The 17,395-nt window shown below is 63.4% G+C and carries 16 protein-coding genes; 13 read left to right on the top strand and 3 right to left on the bottom strand.

What is annotated here, in order from left to right; translation table 11 throughout:
• Positions 1-101 precede the first annotated feature (101 nt).
• The 5 genes from HU729_RS11545 (at position 102) to HU729_RS11525 (ending at position 3,723) form a co-directional block, all read left to right on the top strand.
• A complete protein-coding gene (locus HU729_RS11545; protein ID WP_186670112.1) occupies positions 102-1,043 on the top strand; it encodes a LysR substrate-binding domain-containing protein in 942 nt (313 codons plus the stop codon).
• A 172-nt stretch (positions 1,044-1,215) separates the two neighbouring features.
• On the top strand, positions 1,216-1,707 hold the full coding sequence (purE, locus tag HU729_RS11540) for a 5-(carboxyamino)imidazole ribonucleotide mutase (protein WP_186670110.1): 492 nt from the start codon (positions 1,216-1,218) through the stop codon (positions 1,705-1,707).
• A gap of 10 nt (positions 1,708-1,717) precedes the next feature.
• Complete coding sequence (locus HU729_RS11535) at positions 1,718-2,800, top strand: 5-(carboxyamino)imidazole ribonucleotide synthase (RefSeq protein ID WP_186710102.1); 1,083 nt, start codon at positions 1,718-1,720, stop codon at positions 2,798-2,800.
• A 95-nt stretch (positions 2,801-2,895) separates the two neighbouring features.
• Complete coding sequence (locus tag HU729_RS11530; RefSeq protein WP_054892962.1) at positions 2,896-3,141, top strand: GlsB/YeaQ/YmgE family stress response membrane protein; 246 nt, start codon at positions 2,896-2,898, stop codon at positions 3,139-3,141.
• Between the two features lie 48 nt (positions 3,142-3,189).
• Positions 3,190-3,723, top strand: coding sequence for a DUF3299 domain-containing protein (locus HU729_RS11525; RefSeq protein ID WP_186710101.1), 534 nt, complete (start codon positions 3,190-3,192; stop codon positions 3,721-3,723).
• Positions 3,724-3,879: 156 nt separating this feature from the next.
• Here HU729_RS11525 and HU729_RS11520 read toward each other — a convergent pair whose 3' ends face one another.
• The gene (locus HU729_RS11520) at positions 3,880-4,776 is read right to left on the bottom strand and encodes a D-hexose-6-phosphate mutarotase (RefSeq protein ID WP_186710099.1); all 897 of its coding nucleotides are present in this window, start codon (positions 4,774-4,776) and stop codon (positions 3,880-3,882) included.
• A gap of 72 nt (positions 4,777-4,848) precedes the next feature.
• Positions 4,849-5,247: an acyl-CoA thioesterase gene (locus HU729_RS11515; RefSeq protein WP_003253317.1), complete on the bottom strand. Its 399-nt coding sequence runs from the start codon at positions 5,245-5,247 to the stop codon at positions 4,849-4,851.
• A 365-nt stretch (positions 5,248-5,612) separates the two neighbouring features.
• On the opposite strand from HU729_RS11515, the gene HU729_RS11510 reads away from it, so the two are divergent.
• The 8 genes from HU729_RS11510 to HU729_RS11475 all read left to right on the top strand — a co-directional run bounded on the left by HU729_RS11510 (position 5,613) and on the right by HU729_RS11475 (position 15,991).
• On the top strand, positions 5,613-6,902 hold the full coding sequence (locus HU729_RS11510; RefSeq protein WP_186670102.1) for an MFS transporter: 1,290 nt from the start codon (positions 5,613-5,615) through the stop codon (positions 6,900-6,902).
• A 152-nt stretch (positions 6,903-7,054) separates the two neighbouring features.
• Positions 7,055-8,035, top strand: a complete 981-nt coding sequence (locus HU729_RS11505) for a phosphate ABC transporter substrate-binding protein PstS (RefSeq protein WP_054892958.1) — start codon at positions 7,055-7,057, stop codon at positions 8,033-8,035.
• 144 nt (positions 8,036-8,179) lie between these two features.
• On the top strand, positions 8,180-10,468 hold the full coding sequence (locus tag HU729_RS11500; RefSeq protein ID WP_186670100.1) for an ABC transporter permease subunit: 2,289 nt from the start codon (positions 8,180-8,182) through the stop codon (positions 10,466-10,468).
• A gap of 17 nt (positions 10,469-10,485) precedes the next feature.
• A complete protein-coding gene (gene pstA, locus HU729_RS11495) occupies positions 10,486-12,156 on the top strand; it encodes a phosphate ABC transporter permease PstA (RefSeq protein WP_186710098.1) in 1,671 nt (556 codons plus the stop codon).
• A gap of 72 nt (positions 12,157-12,228) precedes the next feature.
• The gene (gene pstB, locus HU729_RS11490; RefSeq protein WP_054892955.1) at positions 12,229-13,062 is read left to right on the top strand and encodes a phosphate ABC transporter ATP-binding protein PstB; all 834 of its coding nucleotides are present in this window, start codon (positions 12,229-12,231) and stop codon (positions 13,060-13,062) included.
• A gap of 61 nt (positions 13,063-13,123) precedes the next feature.
• Positions 13,124-13,894, top strand: a complete 771-nt coding sequence (gene phoU, locus HU729_RS11485; RefSeq protein ID WP_186670095.1) for a phosphate signaling complex protein PhoU — start codon at positions 13,124-13,126, stop codon at positions 13,892-13,894.
• Positions 13,895-14,056: 162 nt separating this feature from the next.
• Positions 14,057-14,962 carry a response regulator gene (locus HU729_RS11480; RefSeq protein ID WP_186670093.1) on the top strand — a complete coding sequence of 302 codons (906 nt, stop codon included), beginning with the start codon at positions 14,057-14,059 and terminating at the stop codon, positions 14,960-14,962.
• Positions 14,963-15,100: 138 nt separating this feature from the next.
• Entirely contained in the window at positions 15,101-15,991 is an 891-nt protein-coding gene (locus tag HU729_RS11475) for a M23 family metallopeptidase (RefSeq protein ID WP_186710097.1), read from the top strand.
• A gap of 9 nt (positions 15,992-16,000) precedes the next feature.
• Here the strand turns inward: HU729_RS11475 and HU729_RS11470 are convergent, their stop codons facing one another.
• Positions 16,001-17,341: a hemolysin family protein gene (locus HU729_RS11470; protein WP_186670089.1), complete on the bottom strand. Its 1,341-nt coding sequence runs from the start codon at positions 17,339-17,341 to the stop codon at positions 16,001-16,003.
• Between the last annotated feature and the right edge of the window lie 54 nt (positions 17,342-17,395).

Here is a 17,395-nt window from a genome sequence, read left to right as displayed (position 1 = left end):
CTGTTAGGCGCTAACCTATGCACAAACGGCATACGGTTTGATGTGACGCCGATTGACAATCGAGCGTGTTCCATTTTGGTGCATGCCTGCGGAGCTTCTCGATGAATCTTGAAAGCAAGTGGCTGGAAGACTTCAGTGCCCTGGCCTCCACACGCAGTTTTTCCCAGGCGGCGGAGCGCCGTTTCGTGACGCAGCCGGCTTTCAGCCGACGCATCCGCAGCTTGGAAGCGGCATTGGGCCTGACCCTGGTGAACCGTTCCCGCACGCCCATCGAGCTGACCGAGGCTGGTCAGCTTTTTCTTGTCACAGCGCGTACCGTTGTCGACCAGTTGAGCGAAGTTCTCCGCCATTTGCATCACCTGGAAGGCGGACAGGGTGAGGTGGTCCAGGTGGCGGCGGCGCACTCGCTGGCGTCAGGCTTTTTCCCCCGTTGGGTGGCCCAGTTGCGCAACGACGGCCTGAACATCGCCACCCGCCTGGTGGCCACCAACGTGGGCGATGCGGTGCATGCCTTGAGGGAAGGTGGCTGCGACCTGATGCTGGCCTTCTACGACCCCGACGCTGCCTTGCAGATGGATGCCGAGATCTTCCCGTCGCTGCACATGGGCACCACCGAAATGTTGCCAGTCTGCGCCGTCGGTGCCGATGGCAAGCCGTTGTTCGACCTCGAAGGCGAGGGCAGCGTGCCGCTTCTGGCCTACAGCGCCGGGGCATTCCTCGGGCGATCCGTCAGCCTGCTGCTGCGTCAGCGCAACCTGCGCTACACCACGGTGTACGAAACGGCGATGGCCGACAGTCTCAAGAGCATGGCGCTCGAAGGCATGGGTATCGCCTGGGTGCCGCGCCTGTCGATGCGTGGCGAGCTGGAACGTGGCGAGCTGGCGATCTGCGGCCCTAGCCAGTGGCATGTGCCGCTGGAGATTCGCCTCTACCGCTGCGCCCTGGTGCGCAAGGCGAACGTGCGCCTGCTGTGGCGCAAGCTCGAAGGTGGCGCGCTGGCAGGCGCAGTTGACTCAAAAGTCAGTCAAAGCCCCGAAAAATAAGGCCGACAGTTGGTCGCCAGGGGTGCCAGCAATGCCTCGCGTTACGGTATACTGCGCGGCCCCTCGACCGGATCGATCCGGTCATGATCAGCAAACAAGCCACGCCGGTCGTCCCGCGTGGCTTGTTGTTTTTTGACGGCGCCCAAGGGCGCACAAGCGAAGAGGCTCGACGATGAGTGCACTGGTTGGCGTGATCATGGGCTCCAAGTCCGATTGGTCCACCCTTAGCCACACCGCCGATATGCTGGAAAAACTCGGCATTCCCTACGAGGTGAAGGTGGTGTCCGCCCACCGGACCCCGGACCTGCTGTTCCAGTACGCCGAAGAGGCCGAAGGCCGCGGCATCGAGGTGATCATCGCCGGCGCCGGTGGCGCTGCGCACCTGCCGGGCATGTGCGCCGCCAAGACGCACCTGCCGGTGCTGGGCGTGCCTGTGCAGTCGTCGATGCTGTCGGGCGTCGATTCGCTGTTGTCGATCGTACAGATGCCGGCCGGCATCCCGGTTGCCACCCTGGCCATCGGCAAGGCTGGCGCGATCAACGCCGCGCTGCTGTCGGCAAGCATCCTGGGTGCCAAGCATCCCCAGTACCATGCGGCGCTCAAGCAGTTCCGCACGGAGCAGACCGAAACCGTCCTGGACAACCCGGACCCCCGCCAGGCTTGAGGCTGACGACATGAAGATCGGTGTAATCGGTGGCGGCCAACTGGGTCGCATGCTGGCCTTGGCGGGCACTCCGCTGGGCATGAACTTCGCCTTCCTCGACCCGGCACCGGACGCCTGCGCCGCCCCCCTGGGCGAGCACCTGCGTGCCGACTACGGCGACCAGGACCACCTGCGCCAGCTGGCCGAGGAAGTCGACCTGGTGACTTTCGAGTTCGAGAGCGTCCCGGCGGAAACCGTGGCCTTCCTGTCGCAGTTCGTGCCGGTCTACCCAAGCGCCGAAGCCCTGCGCATCGCGCGCGATCGCCTGTTCGAGAAGAGCATGTTCCGCGACCTGGGGATTCCGACCCCGGCCTTCGCCGACATCCTTTCGCAGGACGACCTCGACGCGGCAGTGGCCAGCATCGGCCTGCCGGCCGTGCTCAAGACCCGCACCCTGGGTTATGACGGCAAGGGCCAGAAGGTCCTGCGCAAGCCAGAAGACGTGGTCGGCACCTTCGCCGAGCTGGGCAGCGTTCCTTGCCTGCTGGAAGGCTTCGTGCCGTTCACCGGCGAAGTCTCGCTGGTTGCCGTGCGGGCCCGCGATGGCGAGACGCGCTTCTATCCGCTGGTGCACAACACCCATGACAGCGGCATCCTGAAACTGTCGGTGGCAAGCGTCGCGCATCCGCTGCAGGCGCTGGCTGAAGATTACGTCGGCCGTGTGCTGCAAAAGCTCGACTACGTCGGCGTAATGGCGTTCGAGTTCTTCGAAGTCGACGGTGGCCTGAAGGCCAACGAAATCGCCCCGCGCGTGCACAACTCCGGGCACTGGACCATCGAAGGCGCCGAGTGCAGCCAGTTCGAGAACCACCTGCGGGCCGTCGCCGGCCTGCCGCTGGGCTCGACGGCCAAGGTGGGTGAGAGCGCGATGCTCAACTTCATCGGCGAAGTGCCTGCGGTCGCCAAGGTCGTGGCCATCGACGACTGCCATCTGCACCACTACGGCAAGGCGTTCAAGGTCGGCCGCAAGGTCGGTCACGCCACCCTGCGTTGCAAGGACATGGCCACGCTCAAGGCCAAGATCGCCGAGGTAGAGGCGTTGATCGCCGACTGATCGAACTTCTGCCTGGTGCAGGCCCTCTGAGATGGAACACGCCAAAGCGCTGTCTAGGCTTTGGCGTGTTCCATCTTCACTGCAGAGGGATTGCCATGGGCATCATCGGAACCATCTTCATCGGCCTGATCGTCGGCTTGCTGGCGCGCTTCCTGAAACCCGGGGACGACAGCATGGGCTGGATCATGACCATTCTGCTCGGCATCGCCGGCTCCCTGGTGGCGACCTATGGCGGGCAGGCCCTTGGCATCTACCAGGCCGGGCAGGCGGCGGGCTTCTTCGGTGCCCTGGTCGGCGCCATCGTGCTGCTGGTGATCTACGGATTCATCAAGAAGCGCTGAACACAGGCTAGAATGCGCGGCAATTCACCTGAGTTGCCGAGCATTGCCATGCGTGCGTTATTCCTTCTTCCCCTGTTGCTGGCCAGCACCCTGGCCCATGCCGAGCTGCCCGAGACCGACTGGCTGGAGTTGATGCCCAAGTCGGACCAGAAGGCTCTTGAGCAGATGCCCGAGATCGATCACAACTCCCCCGAAGCCATGGGCACCTTCACCGCCAAGGGCGGGCTGAAGCAGAGCAAGGGCTTGCCGGCGGTGATGTATTCGACCAAGACCGTGGCGGCCATGAACGGCAAGCAGATCCGCCTGGGTGGCTATCCGGTGCCGCTGGAGAGCGATGCCAAGGGCAACAGTACGTTGTTCTTCCTCGTGCCTTATCCGGGCGCCTGCATCCACGTGCCGCCGCCACCGCCGAACCAGCTGGTGCTGGTGCGCTATCCGAAAGGGTTGAAGATCGCCGATATCTACACGCCACTGTGGGTGACCGGCACGCTGAAGATCGAGAAGGTCAGCAATGACCTGGCCGATGCGGCGTACGCGCTGGACGCGGGGAAGGTGAGGGTGGTCGAGGACGCCGATCTTTGAGCCTGAACCGGTTCTTGCAGGGGCATAGTTCTCTTTGGGAGCAACTGTCTTGCTCAAAATCTAAAGGCCAGCCCAATCCCTCTGTGGGAGCGGGCTTGCCCTCGAACACGGGCATAGCCCGTGCCAGGCAGCGCGGTGTGGCGGTGTCCTGTTGAGTCAGAGCGCTTCGCGACCGATCACCAGCTGAAGCACATGGCTGGCGCCAGGCTTGAGCTCCACCACGTCATCCCACACATTCGCCGTCTCCACGCACAGCATCCGCTGCCAGCCATCATCGGCCATGTCGGGCAGCTCGCGGGCGCGGTCGGTCCAGGGGTTCCAGATCACTGCACTGCGTGAGCCGGTGGCGTGCAAGGTGATGCGCCGCTTCCATTGCGGATCGACGATCGCCAGGCGCTCGGGTGCGTTCAGGTAGATGCGGTCGGTTTCGCCGGCAAAGCCCAGCTTGCCCTGCTGGGTGCGCTGTTCCCAGCCTTCCAGGGTCTCGATGTAGGGCAGCCCCTCGACGCCTTCCACCTGTACCTGGCGCACATCGCTGACGGCGAAATAGCTGTGCAGTGCCTGGCTGAGCGTGACGTTGGCGTCGCCCAGGTTGCGGCTGGAAAGCGAGACGTGCAGTTGTGCGCCCAGCTCGATCAGCAGACGCAGCTCGACCTTGTGCGGCCAGTCCGGCAGTTGGCCCTGGGCCTCGGGCAGATCGAATTCGATTCGCAGGTTTTCACCGACTTCCTCGACGCCCAGCAACTGCCAGTCACGCCCGCGCACCAGGCCGTGGGCTGGCGCCTCGCTGCCGTGGTACATGGTCTTGACCGAATCGGGATTACGCTGGAAGTTGCTGAACCACGGCCAGCATACCGGCACACCGGCGCGTACTGACTTGCCCTGGCGGAAGATCGCCTGGTCACTGAGCCACAGCAGGGGTTCGTCACCGATGGGCTGGTAGCTGAGAATCTGCGCGCCCTGCTGGGCGATGAGGAGTTCGGCGTGCTGGCTGGTGATGCGCCAGCAATTGAGTTCGCCGTGTTGCTCGGTGTCGACCTTGAAGGTTGCCATGCGCTCGTCTCGTTGATTGCAGGTGAGGCCGTTGGACCTCGAAGCCTGCAACGAGTTTACCGCGCGCCGGGTTCAGCGACGAGGTACGGAGCGGGTGCGGCCACTGCCGTCGATGGCCACGAAGACGAACACCGCCTCGGTCACCTTGCGCCATTCACTGGACAGCGGGTCGTCGCTCCAGACCTCGACCATCATCTGGATCGAGCTGCGGCCGATCTCCAGGGTCTGCGTGTAGAACGACAGTTGCGCGCCCACGGCCACCGGCACCAGGAATGCCATGCGATCGATCGCTACGGTGGCCACACGGCCGCCAGCCACGCGGCTGGCCATGGCCGTGCCGGCCAGGTCCATCTGGGCGACCAGCCAGCCGCCGAAAATATCGCCGAAGCCGTTGGTTTCACGCGGCAACGCGGTGATCTGAAGGGCCAGGTCGCCCTGCGGGATAGGATCTTCTTGTTCGAGCTCAATCATGCCGTGGGGCCTCTGACCCGTGACGCTTCGTTGGTTGGCGCGGTGACGGACGCCCTGAAAAACGATTCAGCCAGAAACATACTACGCTGATTTCGCTCCGGTTGGCGGCCAAAGGGAAACTCTGCGAAACCGCCTGCCCTTAATGACCGGCGTTTTCGCACAACATCCCATATCGTAAGCAACCTTTTCCTACGAACTCCTACAAAGAGCGCAGTATATAGACGGTATCGGCCAGCGACGACCGCACATTGATGAATATCTGTAGGGTTTTTGTACCTCTATGAGCGACGCGGGGCAATTTGTTATCTTCCCATTCCCGCGCCAGAAGCCGCAGCACAAGCGGCCTGCCTTATAAGAGAACGTCCATGACCTCCGTGCCGAGCAGTATCGAGCAGCCCTCGCGGCCGCTGACCCGCAGTGACTACAAGACCCTCTCACTGTCCGCCCTGGGCGGAGCCCTGGAGTTCTACGACTTCATCATCTTCGTGTTCTTCGCCACGGTGGTGGGCAAGTTGTTCTTCCCCGCCGACATGCCCGAATGGCTGCGCCTGATGCAGACCTTCGGCATCTTCGCTGCAGGTTACCTGGCGCGGCCGCTGGGCGGCATCGTCATGGCGCACTTTGGTGACCTGCTCGGGCGCAAGAAGATGTTTACCCTGAGCATCTTCATGATGGCCTTGCCAACCCTGATCATGGGCCTGCTGCCGACCTACGCACAGATCGGCCTGTGGGCGCCGATCCTGCTGTTGCTGATGCGCGTGGTGCAAGGCGCCGCCATTGGCGGCGAGGTGCCGGGTGCCTGGGTGTTCGTCTCCGAACACGTACCGGAGCGCAATACCGGCTACGCCTGCGGCACCCTGACTGCCGGCCTGACCGCAGGCATCCTGCTGGGGTCGCTGGTGGCGACCCTGATCAATACCGTCTACAGCCCGGAAGAAGTGGCCGACTACGCCTGGCGGATCCCCTTCCTGCTCGGTGGCGTGTTCGGCCTGTTCGCGGTCTACCTGCGTCGTTGGCTGCACGAGACCCCGGTGTTCGCCGAGATGCAGCAGCGCAAGGCGCTGGCCGAAGAACTGCCGCTGCGCGCGGTGCTGCGCGACCACCGTGGCGCGATCATCCTGTCGATGCTGCTGACCTGGTTGCTGTCGGCGGGCATCGTGGTGGTGATCCTGATGACCCCGGCGCTGCTGCAGAGCCTCTACCATGTCAGCCCGACCGATTCGCTGAAGGCCAACAGCCTGGCCATCGTCCTGCTGAGCCTGGGTTGCATCGGCGCCGGCAGCCTGGCCGACCGCTTCGGTGCCGGGCGTGTGTTCGTGATCGGCAGCCTGGCGCTGCTGGCCTCGTCCTGGGCGTTCTACCACAGCCTGCCGACTCGCCCTGACCTGCTGTTCCCGCTGTATGCCATCACCGGCCTGTTCGTCGGCCTGGTCGGCGCGGTGCCCTATGTGATGGTCAAGGCCTTCCCGGCAGTGGTGCGCTTCAGCGGGCTGTCGTTCTCCTACAACGTCGCCTACGCGATTTTCGGCGGCTTGACCCCGATGGTGGTGACCGCCTTGCTCAAGTTCAGCCCCATGGCACCGGCCTACTATGTGGCTGGCCTGTGCGCTGTAGGGCTGCTGGTCGGGGTGTACCTGCTGATCAACAAGCGCTGAGTCGGTTTCTTGCGGCGCCCGGAAGGCCATCCTCGGCAACGATGATGGCCTTTCATCCATTTGTCACAATTAGGTCATATCGTGTTCATGCGGCCTGCCGATACTGGGCCCCGTTCCATCCAACACCCCCATATTCCTGCTAGGAGCAAGGCATGAAACTGAAGCGTTTGATGGCGGCCCTGACCTTTGCCGCCGCTGGCGTCGCTGCCGCCAACGCGGTCGCCGCTGTCGACCCTGCTATCCCGACTTACACCAAGACCACTGGCGTATCGGGCAACCTCTCCAGCGTCGGTTCCGACACCCTCGCGAACCTGATGACTCTGTGGGCCGAGGCCTACAAGAAGGAATATCCGAACGTAAACATCCAGATCCAGGCTGCCGGCTCGTCCACCGCACCACCCGCGCTGACCGAAGGCACCGCCAACCTGGGCCCGATGAGCCGCAAGATGAAGGACGTCGAGCTGCAGGCCTTCGAGCAGAAGTACGGCTACAAGCCGACCGCCATCCCGGTCGCTGTCGACGCCCTGGCCGTGTTCGTGCACAAGGACAACCCGATCAAGGGCCTGACCATGGCTCAGGTCGACGCCATCTTCTCCTCCACCCGCCTGTGCGGTGGCAAGGCCGAGATCAAGACCTGGGGTGACGTCGGTGTGACCGGCGACTTGGCCAACAAGCCAATCCAGCTGTTCGGCCGTAACTCGGTATCGGGCACCTACGGCTACTTCAAGGAAGAAGCCCTGTGCAAAGGCGACTTCAAGCCTAACGTCAACGAACAGCCTGGCTCGGCCTCGGTGGTGCAGTCGATCAGCTCCTCGCTGAACGGTATCGGCTACTCGGGTATCGGTTACAAGACCGCCAGCGTCAAGACCGTAGCCCTGGCCAAGAAGGAAGGCGGCGAGTTCATCGAAGACAACGAAGCCAACGCCCTGAACGGCACCTACCCGCTGTCGCGCTTCCTGTACGTCTACGTCAACAAGGCACCGAACAAGCCTCTGGCCCCGCTGGAAGCCGAGTTCGTGAAGCTGGTCCTGTCGCAGGCAGGCCAGCAGGTCGTGGTGAAGGATGGCTACATCCCGCTGCCGGCCAAAGTGGTCGAGAAGACCCTGGGTGACCTGGGCCTGTCCCACAAGTAATACGCGATACCCGGAAGGGGACGGCATCCGCTGCCGCCCCTTCCACGACTTTCTCCAGTCCGAAGCCAGGCACCCTGAGCGGCGGGCTTTTTTGCGTCACTACACTGTCATGTTTCTGTCATACGGGACCGCTAGGGTGTGCGCATGAATGATCTGGCCAATTCCAAGATGACCCCGAATACCCCTCCCGTGCGCATTGATTTCAATACGCCCGAGCTGCAACGCAAGCGCCGTCTGCGCGCGTTGAAGGATCGCCTGACCCGCTGGTATGTCCTGGTGGGCGGGCTTGCCGTGCTGGCAGCCATCACCCTGATCTTTTTCTACCTGGCTTATGTGGTGCTGCCGCTGTTCCAGGGCGCCGAGCTGACCAGCAAGAAGGCCCTGGAGCCGACCTGGCTGCAGCAGGATGCCGGCAAGCCGCTGATGATCGCCCTCGAGGAGCAGAACCTCGTGGGCATGCGCGTTTCCGACAAGGGCCAGGCGCTGTTCTTCGACACCAAGACCGGTGCCGAACTCAAGCGGGTCGAGCTGCCGTTGCCCGCGGGCACCACGGTCAGTTCGATCGGTACCGACCAGCCGGGTAGCCCGCTGGTGGTGCTGGGGCTGTCCAATGGCCAGGCGCTGGTGTTCCACCACACCTACAAGATCACCTACCCGGACAACAAGAAGACCATCAATGCGGGTATCGATTACCCTTATGGCCAGGATCCGTTCGTCCTCGACGAACAGGGCCGTGCGCTGGAGCACGTGAGCGTCAACCTCAATGGCGACACCCTGCTGCTGGCGGGTTCCACCGGTGCGCAACTGCAGGTGATCGAGCTGTCGCGCACTGAAAACATGATGACCGGCGAGACCACCACCGAGCAGAATCGCATCGCGCTGCCGCAGATGACCGAAACGGTGAAGAACATCTTCATCGACCCACGCCAGCAATGGCTCTACGTGGTCAACGGTCGTGCCACCGCCGATGTCTTCAGCCTGCGCGAGAAGAGCCTCAACGGTCGCTACAAGCTCCTCGAGGACGGCAACGCCGAAATCACCGCCAGTGGCCAGCTGGTCGGTGGCATCTCGCTGATCTTCGGTGACTCCAAGGGCGGCCTGAGCCAGTGGTTCATGGCCCGCGACCCGGATGGCGAATCGCGCTTCAAACTGATCCGCAGCTTCCAGCTGGGCAAGGCGCCGATCGCCCAGATCGATGCCGAGGAGCGTCGCAAGGGCTTCATCGCCCTGGACGCCGAAGGCAAGCTTGGTGTGTTCCACAGCACCGCGCACCGCACCCTGCTGGTCGAGCCGGTCGCCGATAGCGCCGGCGTGCTGGCCCTGTCGCCGCGTGCCAACCGCATCATGATCGAAGAAGGCGGCAAGCTGCTGCCGCTGAGCCTGCGCAACCCGCACCCTGAAGTGTCCTTCAGCGCGCTGTGGGGCAAGGTCTGGTACGAGAACTACGACGAGCCGAAGTACGTCTGGCAGTCCACCGCTTCCAACACCGACTTCGAGCCCAAGCTGAGCCTGTCGCCGCTGACCTTCGGTACGCTCAAGGCCGCGTTCTACGCGATGATCCTGGCAGCACCGCTGGCCATTGCCGCGGCCATCTACACCGCCTACTTCATGGCGCCGGGCATGCGCCGCAAGGTCAAGCCGGTGATCGAGCTGATGGAAGCGATGCCGACGGTGATCCTCGGCTTCTTCGCCGGCCTGTTCCTCGCGCCGTATCTTGAAGGCCACCTCCCGGGCGTGTTCAGCCTGCTGCTGATCCTGCCGATCGGCATCCTGGTGGCGGGCTTCTCCTGGAGCCGCCTCCCGGAGTCGATCCGCCAGCGCATCCCGGATGGCTGGGAGGCCGCGATTCTGATCCCGGTGATCTTGGCGATCGGCTGGTTCGCGCTGTACATGAGCCCGTTCCTGGAGAGCTGGTTCTTCGGCGGCGACATGCGCCTGTGGATCAGCCACGACCTGAAAATCACCTACGACCAGCGCAACGCCCTGGTGGTGGGTATCGCCATGGGCTTCGCGGTCATCCCGAACATCTACTCGATCGCCGAAGACGCCGTGTTCAGCGTGCCGCGCAGCCTCACGCTGGGCTCGCTGGCGCTGGGTGCGACGCCCTGGCAGACCCTGACCCGCGTGGTCATCCTCACCGCAAGCCCGGGCATCTTCTCGGCGCTGATGATCGGCATGGGCCGGGCGGTGGGCGAGACCATGATCGTGCTCATGGCCACCGGCAACACCCCGGTGATGGAGATGAACCTGTTCGAGGGCATGCGCACCCTGGCCGCCAACGTGGCCGTGGAAATGCCCGAATCGGAAGTCGGCGGCAGCCACTATCGTGTGCTGTTCCTCGCCGCCCTCGTGCTGCTGATGTTCACCTTCATCATGAACACCTTGGCCGAGCTGATTCGCCAGCGTCTGCGCAAGAAATACTCGTCGCTTTGATAGAAAGGTAGAGATCCGTGAAAAAGGATTCCCTCAAAGGCTGGTTCAAGAGCGGTGCGCCGGGCGTGTGGATCAGCGGTGGCGCGGTCGCCATGGCGGTGATCATGACCGTCGGCCTGCTCGCCGTGATCGCTATGCGCGGCCTGGGCCACTTCTGGCCGGCCGACCTGATCCAGGCCACCTACAAGGTGCCCGGCCAGGCCGATCATGTGATCGTCGGCGAAGTGGTGCAGAAGGAAGAAGTTCCGCGCGAGCGCCTCAAGAGCGCTGGCCTGCCGGTACCTGACCAGGGCCCGGAGTTCATGACCCGCGAGCTGGTCAAGGTCGGTAACCGCGACCTCAACGGCAGCGACTTCACCTGGTTGGTCGGTGACTGGCTGGTGGACCAGAGCAAGCCCGCCGACCTGATCGCCCTGGAGCGCCGCGAGTGGGGCAACTTCTATGGTTACCTGGTCAGCGTCAAGGAAGAGGGCCGTGTGGTCGCCGAAGGTCCGAGCGCCTGGAACGAACTGCAGAGCCGCCTCAAGCGCGCCAGTGACCTGAACGACCAACTGGTGTCGCTCGAGAAGAAAGACATTGGCTCTATCAACCACGGCCTCGAACGCCTGCGCCTGCACAGCCGCAAGCTGGAACTGCAGGGCAAGCTGGATGCGGCTGCCCAGGCCGATATCGAATCTGAGCGTGCTGAGCTGAACAGCCGCTACAAGACCATCGAGGAGCGCCTGACCGGCCTGCACCAGGCTTTCGCCCGCGACAGCCTGGTGGCCCGCGACGCCAACGGCCGCCAGGTGGAGATCAACCTGAGCAAGGTGGTGCATGCCATCCAGCCTAACGGCATGTCGGCGATGACCAAGATGGGTGCCTACTTCAGCAAGGTCTGGGAGTTCCTCAGCGACGACCCGCGTGAAGCCAACACCGAAGGCGGTATCTTCCCGGCCATCTTCGGCACAGTGATGATGACCCTGATCATGGCCGTGATCGTCACCCCGTTCGGCGTGCTGGCGGCGGTCTACCTGCGCGAGTACGCCAGGCAAGGCCCGGTCACCCGGCTGATCCGCATCGCGGTGAACAACCTGGCCGGGGTGCCGGCGATCGTCTATGGCGTGTTCGGCCTGGGCTTCTTCGTCTATGTGCTGGGTGGCTCGATCGACCGGCTGTTCTTCCCCGAATCGCTGCCGGCGCCTACGCTGGGCACGCCAGGCCTGTTGTGGGCCTCGCTGACCCTGGCACTGCTGGCGGTCCCGGTGGTGATCGTCGCCACCGAAGAAGGCCTGGCGCGGATCCCGCGTACGGTGCGCGAGGGTTCGCTGGCCCTGGGTGCGACCAAGGCCGAGACACTGTGGAAGATCGTTCTGCCGATGGCCAGCCCGGCGATGATGACCGGCATGATCCTCGCCGTGGCGCGCGCCGCAGGCGAGGTGGCGCCGCTGATGCTGGTGGGTGTAGTGAAACTGGCGCCGTCGCTGCCGGTGGACGGCAACTACCCTTACCTGCACCTCGACCAGAAGATCATGCACCTGGGCTTCCACATCTACGACGTCGGCTTCCAGAGCCCCAACGTCGAGGCCGCACGGCCGCTGGTCTACGCCACGGCGCTGCTGCTGGTGCTGGTGATCGCGACCCTCAACCTCTCGGCGGTGTGGATCCGTAACCACCTGCGCGAGAAGTACAAGGCGCTCGACAGCTGAATCTGATTGCAAGCGGGCCGCCCGCAGAGCGAGCGGCCCTGTGAAACGAATTGATAGCGTATGGAGTTGACCATGCAGCAAGAATCCCACTCCCACGGCATCGACATGTCGGCCCTGGGCCGCGACAAGCAGAGCCTGCGCCTGGCCGAAGAGACCGTGGCTATCGAAGTCCCGGGCCTGTCGCTGTTCTACGGCGACAAGCAGGCGCTGTTCGATGTGCAGATGAACATCCCCAAACAGCGCGTGACCGCCTTCATTGGCCCGTCCGGCTGCGGCAAGTCCACGCTGCTGCGCACCTTCAACCGCATGAACGACCTGGTCGATGGCTGCCGCGTGGAAGGTGCCATCAACCTGTACGGCAACAACATCTACCGCAAGGGCGAGGATGTGGCCGAGTTGCGCCGCCGGGTGGGCATGGTGTTCCAGAAGCCCAACCCTTTCCCCAAGACCATCTACGAGAACGTGGTCTATGGCTTGCGTATCCAGGGGATCAACAAGAAGCGCGTGCTCGACGAAGCGGTCGAGTGGGCGCTCAAGGGCGCGGCGTTGTGGGATGAGGTCAAGGACCGCCTGCACGACTCGGCGCTGGGGCTGTCCGGTGGTCAGCAGCAGCGTCTGGTGATCGCCCGTACCATCGCCGTGGAGCCTGAGGTGCTGTTGCTCGATGAGCCGTGCTCGGCACTGGACCCGATCTCCACGCTGAAGGTCGAAGAGCTGATCTACGAGCTGAAGTCCAAGTACACCATCGTCATCGTGACCCACAACATGCAGCAGGCGGCGCGCGTCTCCGACTACACCGCGTTCATGTACATGGGCAAGCTGATCGAATTCGGTGATACCGACACGCTCTTCACCAATCCGGCGAAGAAGCAGACCGAAGACTACATTACCGGGCGTTACGGCTAGCAGCGCGGCGATTCGGCGCCCCGACAAGCCCGCTCCTACAGGATTCAGGGACTAAAGAACGATGATCAACAAAGAAAGCCTTACCCATCACATCTCCCAGCAGTTCAACGCCGAACTCGAGGAAGTGCGCAGCCACCTGCTGGCGATGGGGGGCCTGGTCGAGAAGCAGGTCAACGATGCCGTGACCGCGCTGATCGAAGCCGATTCGGGCCTGGCCCAGCAAGTGCGTGAGGTCGATGAACAGATCAACCAGATGGAGCGCAACATCGACGAGGAGTGCGTACGCATCCTCGCCCGTCGCCAGCCGGCGGCGTCCGACCTGCGTCTGATCATCAGCATCTCCAAGTCGGTGATCGACCTGGAGCGCATCGGCGACGAATCGACCAAGATCGCTCGCCGCGCCATTCAGCTGTGCGAGGAAGGCGAGTCGCCCCGTGGCTACGTCGAGGTGCGCCACATCGGCGACCAGGTGCGCAACATGGTCCGTGATGCACTGGACGCCTTCGCCCGTTTCGACGCCGAGCTGGCACTGTCGGTGGCCCAGTACGACAAGACCATCGACCGCGAGTACAAGACCGCGCTGCGCGAGCTGGTCACCTACATGATGGAAGACCCTCGTTCGATCTCGCGGGTGTTGAGCGTCATCTGGGCCCTGCGCTCGCTGGAGCGTATCGGCGACCACGCCCGCAATATCTCGGAGCTGGTGATCTACCTGGTGCGTGGCACCGATGTTCGCCACATGGGCCTCAAGCGCATGAAGGCCGAGGTCCAGGGCGACACCTCCGGCGCTGCCGAAAAGGCTAATGTTCCGGACGAATCGGACGATAAGTAATATTGCTCCCGAGCATCAACGCCCGGCCTCGTCCGGGCGTTTTCGTTTGTGGCAGATACAGCAGGCACCCGCGAACAGTCTTGAAACGTCCCGGCGTGACCAGTGGTTTGGCAAATTGCCATCAGTCGGCGGTATGCTAGTCGGGATTCAAGAGGAGTATCGATGAGTAAAGTCAATGTGCTGGTCGTGGACGATGCGCCGTTCATCCGCGACCTGGTGAGGAAGTGCCTGCGCAATGCCTTCCCGGGCATGGTCATCGAAGACGCGGTCAATGGCCGCAAGGCCATGGCCATGCTGAGCAAGGAACGTTTCGACCTGGTCCTGTGCGACTGGGAGATGCCGGAGATGTCTGGCCTCGAGCTGCTGACCTGGTGCCGTCAGCAGGAAGAAATGAAAGCCCTGCAGTTCATCATGGTGACCAGCCGGGGTGACAAGGAGAACGTGATCCAGGCCATCCAGGCCGGTGTCTCCGACTTCGTCGGCAAGCCGTTCACCAATGAACAGCTGCTGACCAAGGTGAAGAAATCCCTGACCAAGATCGGCAAGCTCGAGGCTCTGGTGGCGGGCGCGCCGGCGCGAGTCAATTCGGCCTTTGCCAACGACTCGCTGAGCGCCCTGACGGGCGGCAAGCCCGAGGCTGTGAAGGTCGCGCCAACGCCTGCACCGACTGCGGCTGCCAAGCCGTTGATCAATGCACCGACGCCACAAAGCGCCGCTGCAGCCGCCCAGAGTGGGCGTGGCCAGGGGCAGTTGCGCCTGTCGAGCGGCATCCAGCCCTGCGTGATCAAGGCCCTGAGCCTCAAGGAAGCGCTGTTGGTGGTGCGCCGCAGTGCTGCGCTGCCGCAGGTGCTCGAAGGCGCGGTGCTCGACCTGGAGCAGGGCGAGAGCGCCGAGGTGGCGCGCTTGAACGGTTACTTGCACGCCATCGCTGCGCTCGAACCCAAGCCTGAGAGCGACTGGTTGCAACTGACGTTCAAGTTCGTCGATCAGGATGCTCAGAAGCTCGATTACCTGTCGCGATTGATCGCCCGCGGGACTGCGCAGAAGCACTTCACTCCGGGCGGTTGATCCGCTGTTCCACCTCCCTGCAGGAGCGGCACAAGGCCCCTCCTGCAGAAGTCGGGTCGGCCACCCGACCAACTGTCATCCCCCCGGTGTAACCCGCTGCTAGGCTCAAGACATAACAACTGTCAAAAAGCCACTATCATGCGCGCCTGCCTGCTGCTGTCCCTGCTCGTGGCTTCGGCACCGGGCATGGCCATGACCCTCTACAGCACCACCGACACCTTCGGCGTGGCGTCCTATTCCTATCAGCCCAGCCCTGGTGCACGGGCAATGGCGCTGCGCGAGCCGATGGTCGAACGTCTCGACGATCAAGTCCGCCTGCATCCCGAGGCACTGGTTGGCGGTGTGCGTTTTTCGGCGCGCAATGACCTGTTCGCACCCGTGGAGGTCGAGCTGCGTCTGGAAGGCCTGGTCAACGCGCGCGACGGCAATGCTCCGCGTCTCGTTCGACGTGTGCTGGCGCCGCGTTCCACGCAGGTGCTGAGCGTGGTGATGGCGCGTCCGGGCAGCCAGCTGAAATACCGGGCCAAGCTACGCCATGCCATGGGCGACCCCGCTCAGCGCCCGCAGGCGTATCGCTACCCGTTCCCTTGGCGCGGCGGGCCGTTCCGGTTGAGTCAGGGGCCCAATGGGCGCTACAGCCATTTCGGCCCTAAGGGGCGCTACGCCATGGACATCGCCATGCCCGAAGGCACACCGATCATCGCCGCCAGGGGCGGGGTGGTGGTGAAGATGGAGAATCGTCAGACCGGACGCGGTAACAATCCTTCTGGCAACTTCGTACGCATCCTGCACGCAGACGGCACCATGGGTGTCTATCTGCACCTGATGCGTGGGTCAGTGGTGGTAGCCGAAGGGCAACGCGTGGCGCAGGGGGAGGTGCTGGGCAAGTCAGGCAACACCGGCAACAGCAGTGGGCCGCACCTGCATTTCGTGGTGCAGCGCAATGTGGGGCTGGCGCTGGAGTCGATTCCCTACCGCTTCGACCGTCCGATTGGCGGGTTGCCGGACTTCACGGCGGGGAATCCTTGAACAGCGCTGTCAATCGAGCTTCAGCACCTTGGCCAGGACGATCTTCGGCCCTTTCATCTTCTTGATGATGATGCGCAGGCCTTCGACTTCCAGCACTTCCTCTTCCTCGGGCACGCGCTTGAGCGACTCGTAGACCAGGCCGGCGAGGGTCTCGGCCTCGATATGGTCAAGGTCGATGCCCAGCAGGCGTTCGACCTTGAACAGCGGCGTGTCGCCCCGCACCAGCAGCTTGCCCGGCTGGTAGGCGAGGATGCCGCGTTCGGCCTTGCGGTGTTCGTCCTGGATATCGCCGACCAGCACTTCCAGCACGTCTTCCATGGTCAGGTAGCCGATCACCTTGCCATCGGCTTCCTCGACCAGCACGAAGTGGGCACCGCCCTTGCGGAACTGTTCGAGCAACTGCGACAGCGGCATGTGTCGCGATACGCGCTCCAACGGTCGGGCCAGGTCTTCCAGGTCGATGGTTTCAGGGAGGTGGTCCAGTTCGGCCAGCTCCAGCAGCAGGTCTTTGATGTGCAGCAGGCCGGTGAACTCTTCGCGCTCGGCGTCGTACACCGGGTAGCGGCTGAACTTGTGGCGGCGGAACATCGCCAGGATGTTCTTCAGCGGTGCCTTGGCGTCGAGCACCACCATGTCTTCACGGGAGTTGGCCCAGTCGACCACCTCCAGCTCGCCCATTTCCACCGCCGAGGCCAGCACGCGCATGCCTTGGTCGCTTGGGTCCTGGCCGCGGCTGGAGTGCAGGATCAGCTTGAGCTCTTCACGGCTGTAGTGGTGCTCATGGTGCGGCCCGGGCTCGCCCTGGCCGGCGATGCGCAGGATGGTGTTGGCGCTGGCGTTGAGCAGGTAGATCGCTGGATACATCAGCCAGTAGAACAGGTACAGCGGCACTGCCGTCCATAGCGAAAGCAGCTCGGGCTTGCGGATCGCCCAGGATTTGGGTGCCAGCTCCCCGACCACGATGTGCAGGTACGAGATCACGAAGAAGGCGACGAAGAACGACACGGCCTTGATCAGTTCCGGGCTGTCGACGCCCAGGTAGGCCAGCAGCGGTTCGAGCAGGTGGGCGAAGGCCGGCTCTCCGACCCAGCCCAGGCCCAGCGAGGCCAGGGTGATGCCCAATTGGCAGGCCGACAGGTAGGCGTCGAGCTGGTTGTGTACCTTGCGCAGGATGCTGCCGCGCCAGCCGTGCAGCTCGGCGATGGATTCGACGCGGGTAGAGCGCAGCTTGACCATGGCGAACTCGGCGGCAACGAAGAAGCCGTTGAGCACTACCAGGAACAGGGCAAAGAGAATCATGCCAAAATCGGCGAATACAGAGGCGAGGCTGATACCAGGGGAAGGGTCCATGATGGAGTTTTTACGGGGTCCGTCTTTGAAAGAGAGAGAAAAAAAGTGCCCGCT

Origin of the sequence: Pseudomonas sp. RW10S2 (assembly GCF_014268985.1) — a bacterium.
Lineage (GTDB): Bacteria > Pseudomonadota > Gammaproteobacteria > Pseudomonadales > Pseudomonadaceae > Aquipseudomonas > Aquipseudomonas wayambapalatensis.
Note: the sequence above shows the minus strand (reverse complement) of the source record. Positions and strands in the feature narration are given on the sequence as shown.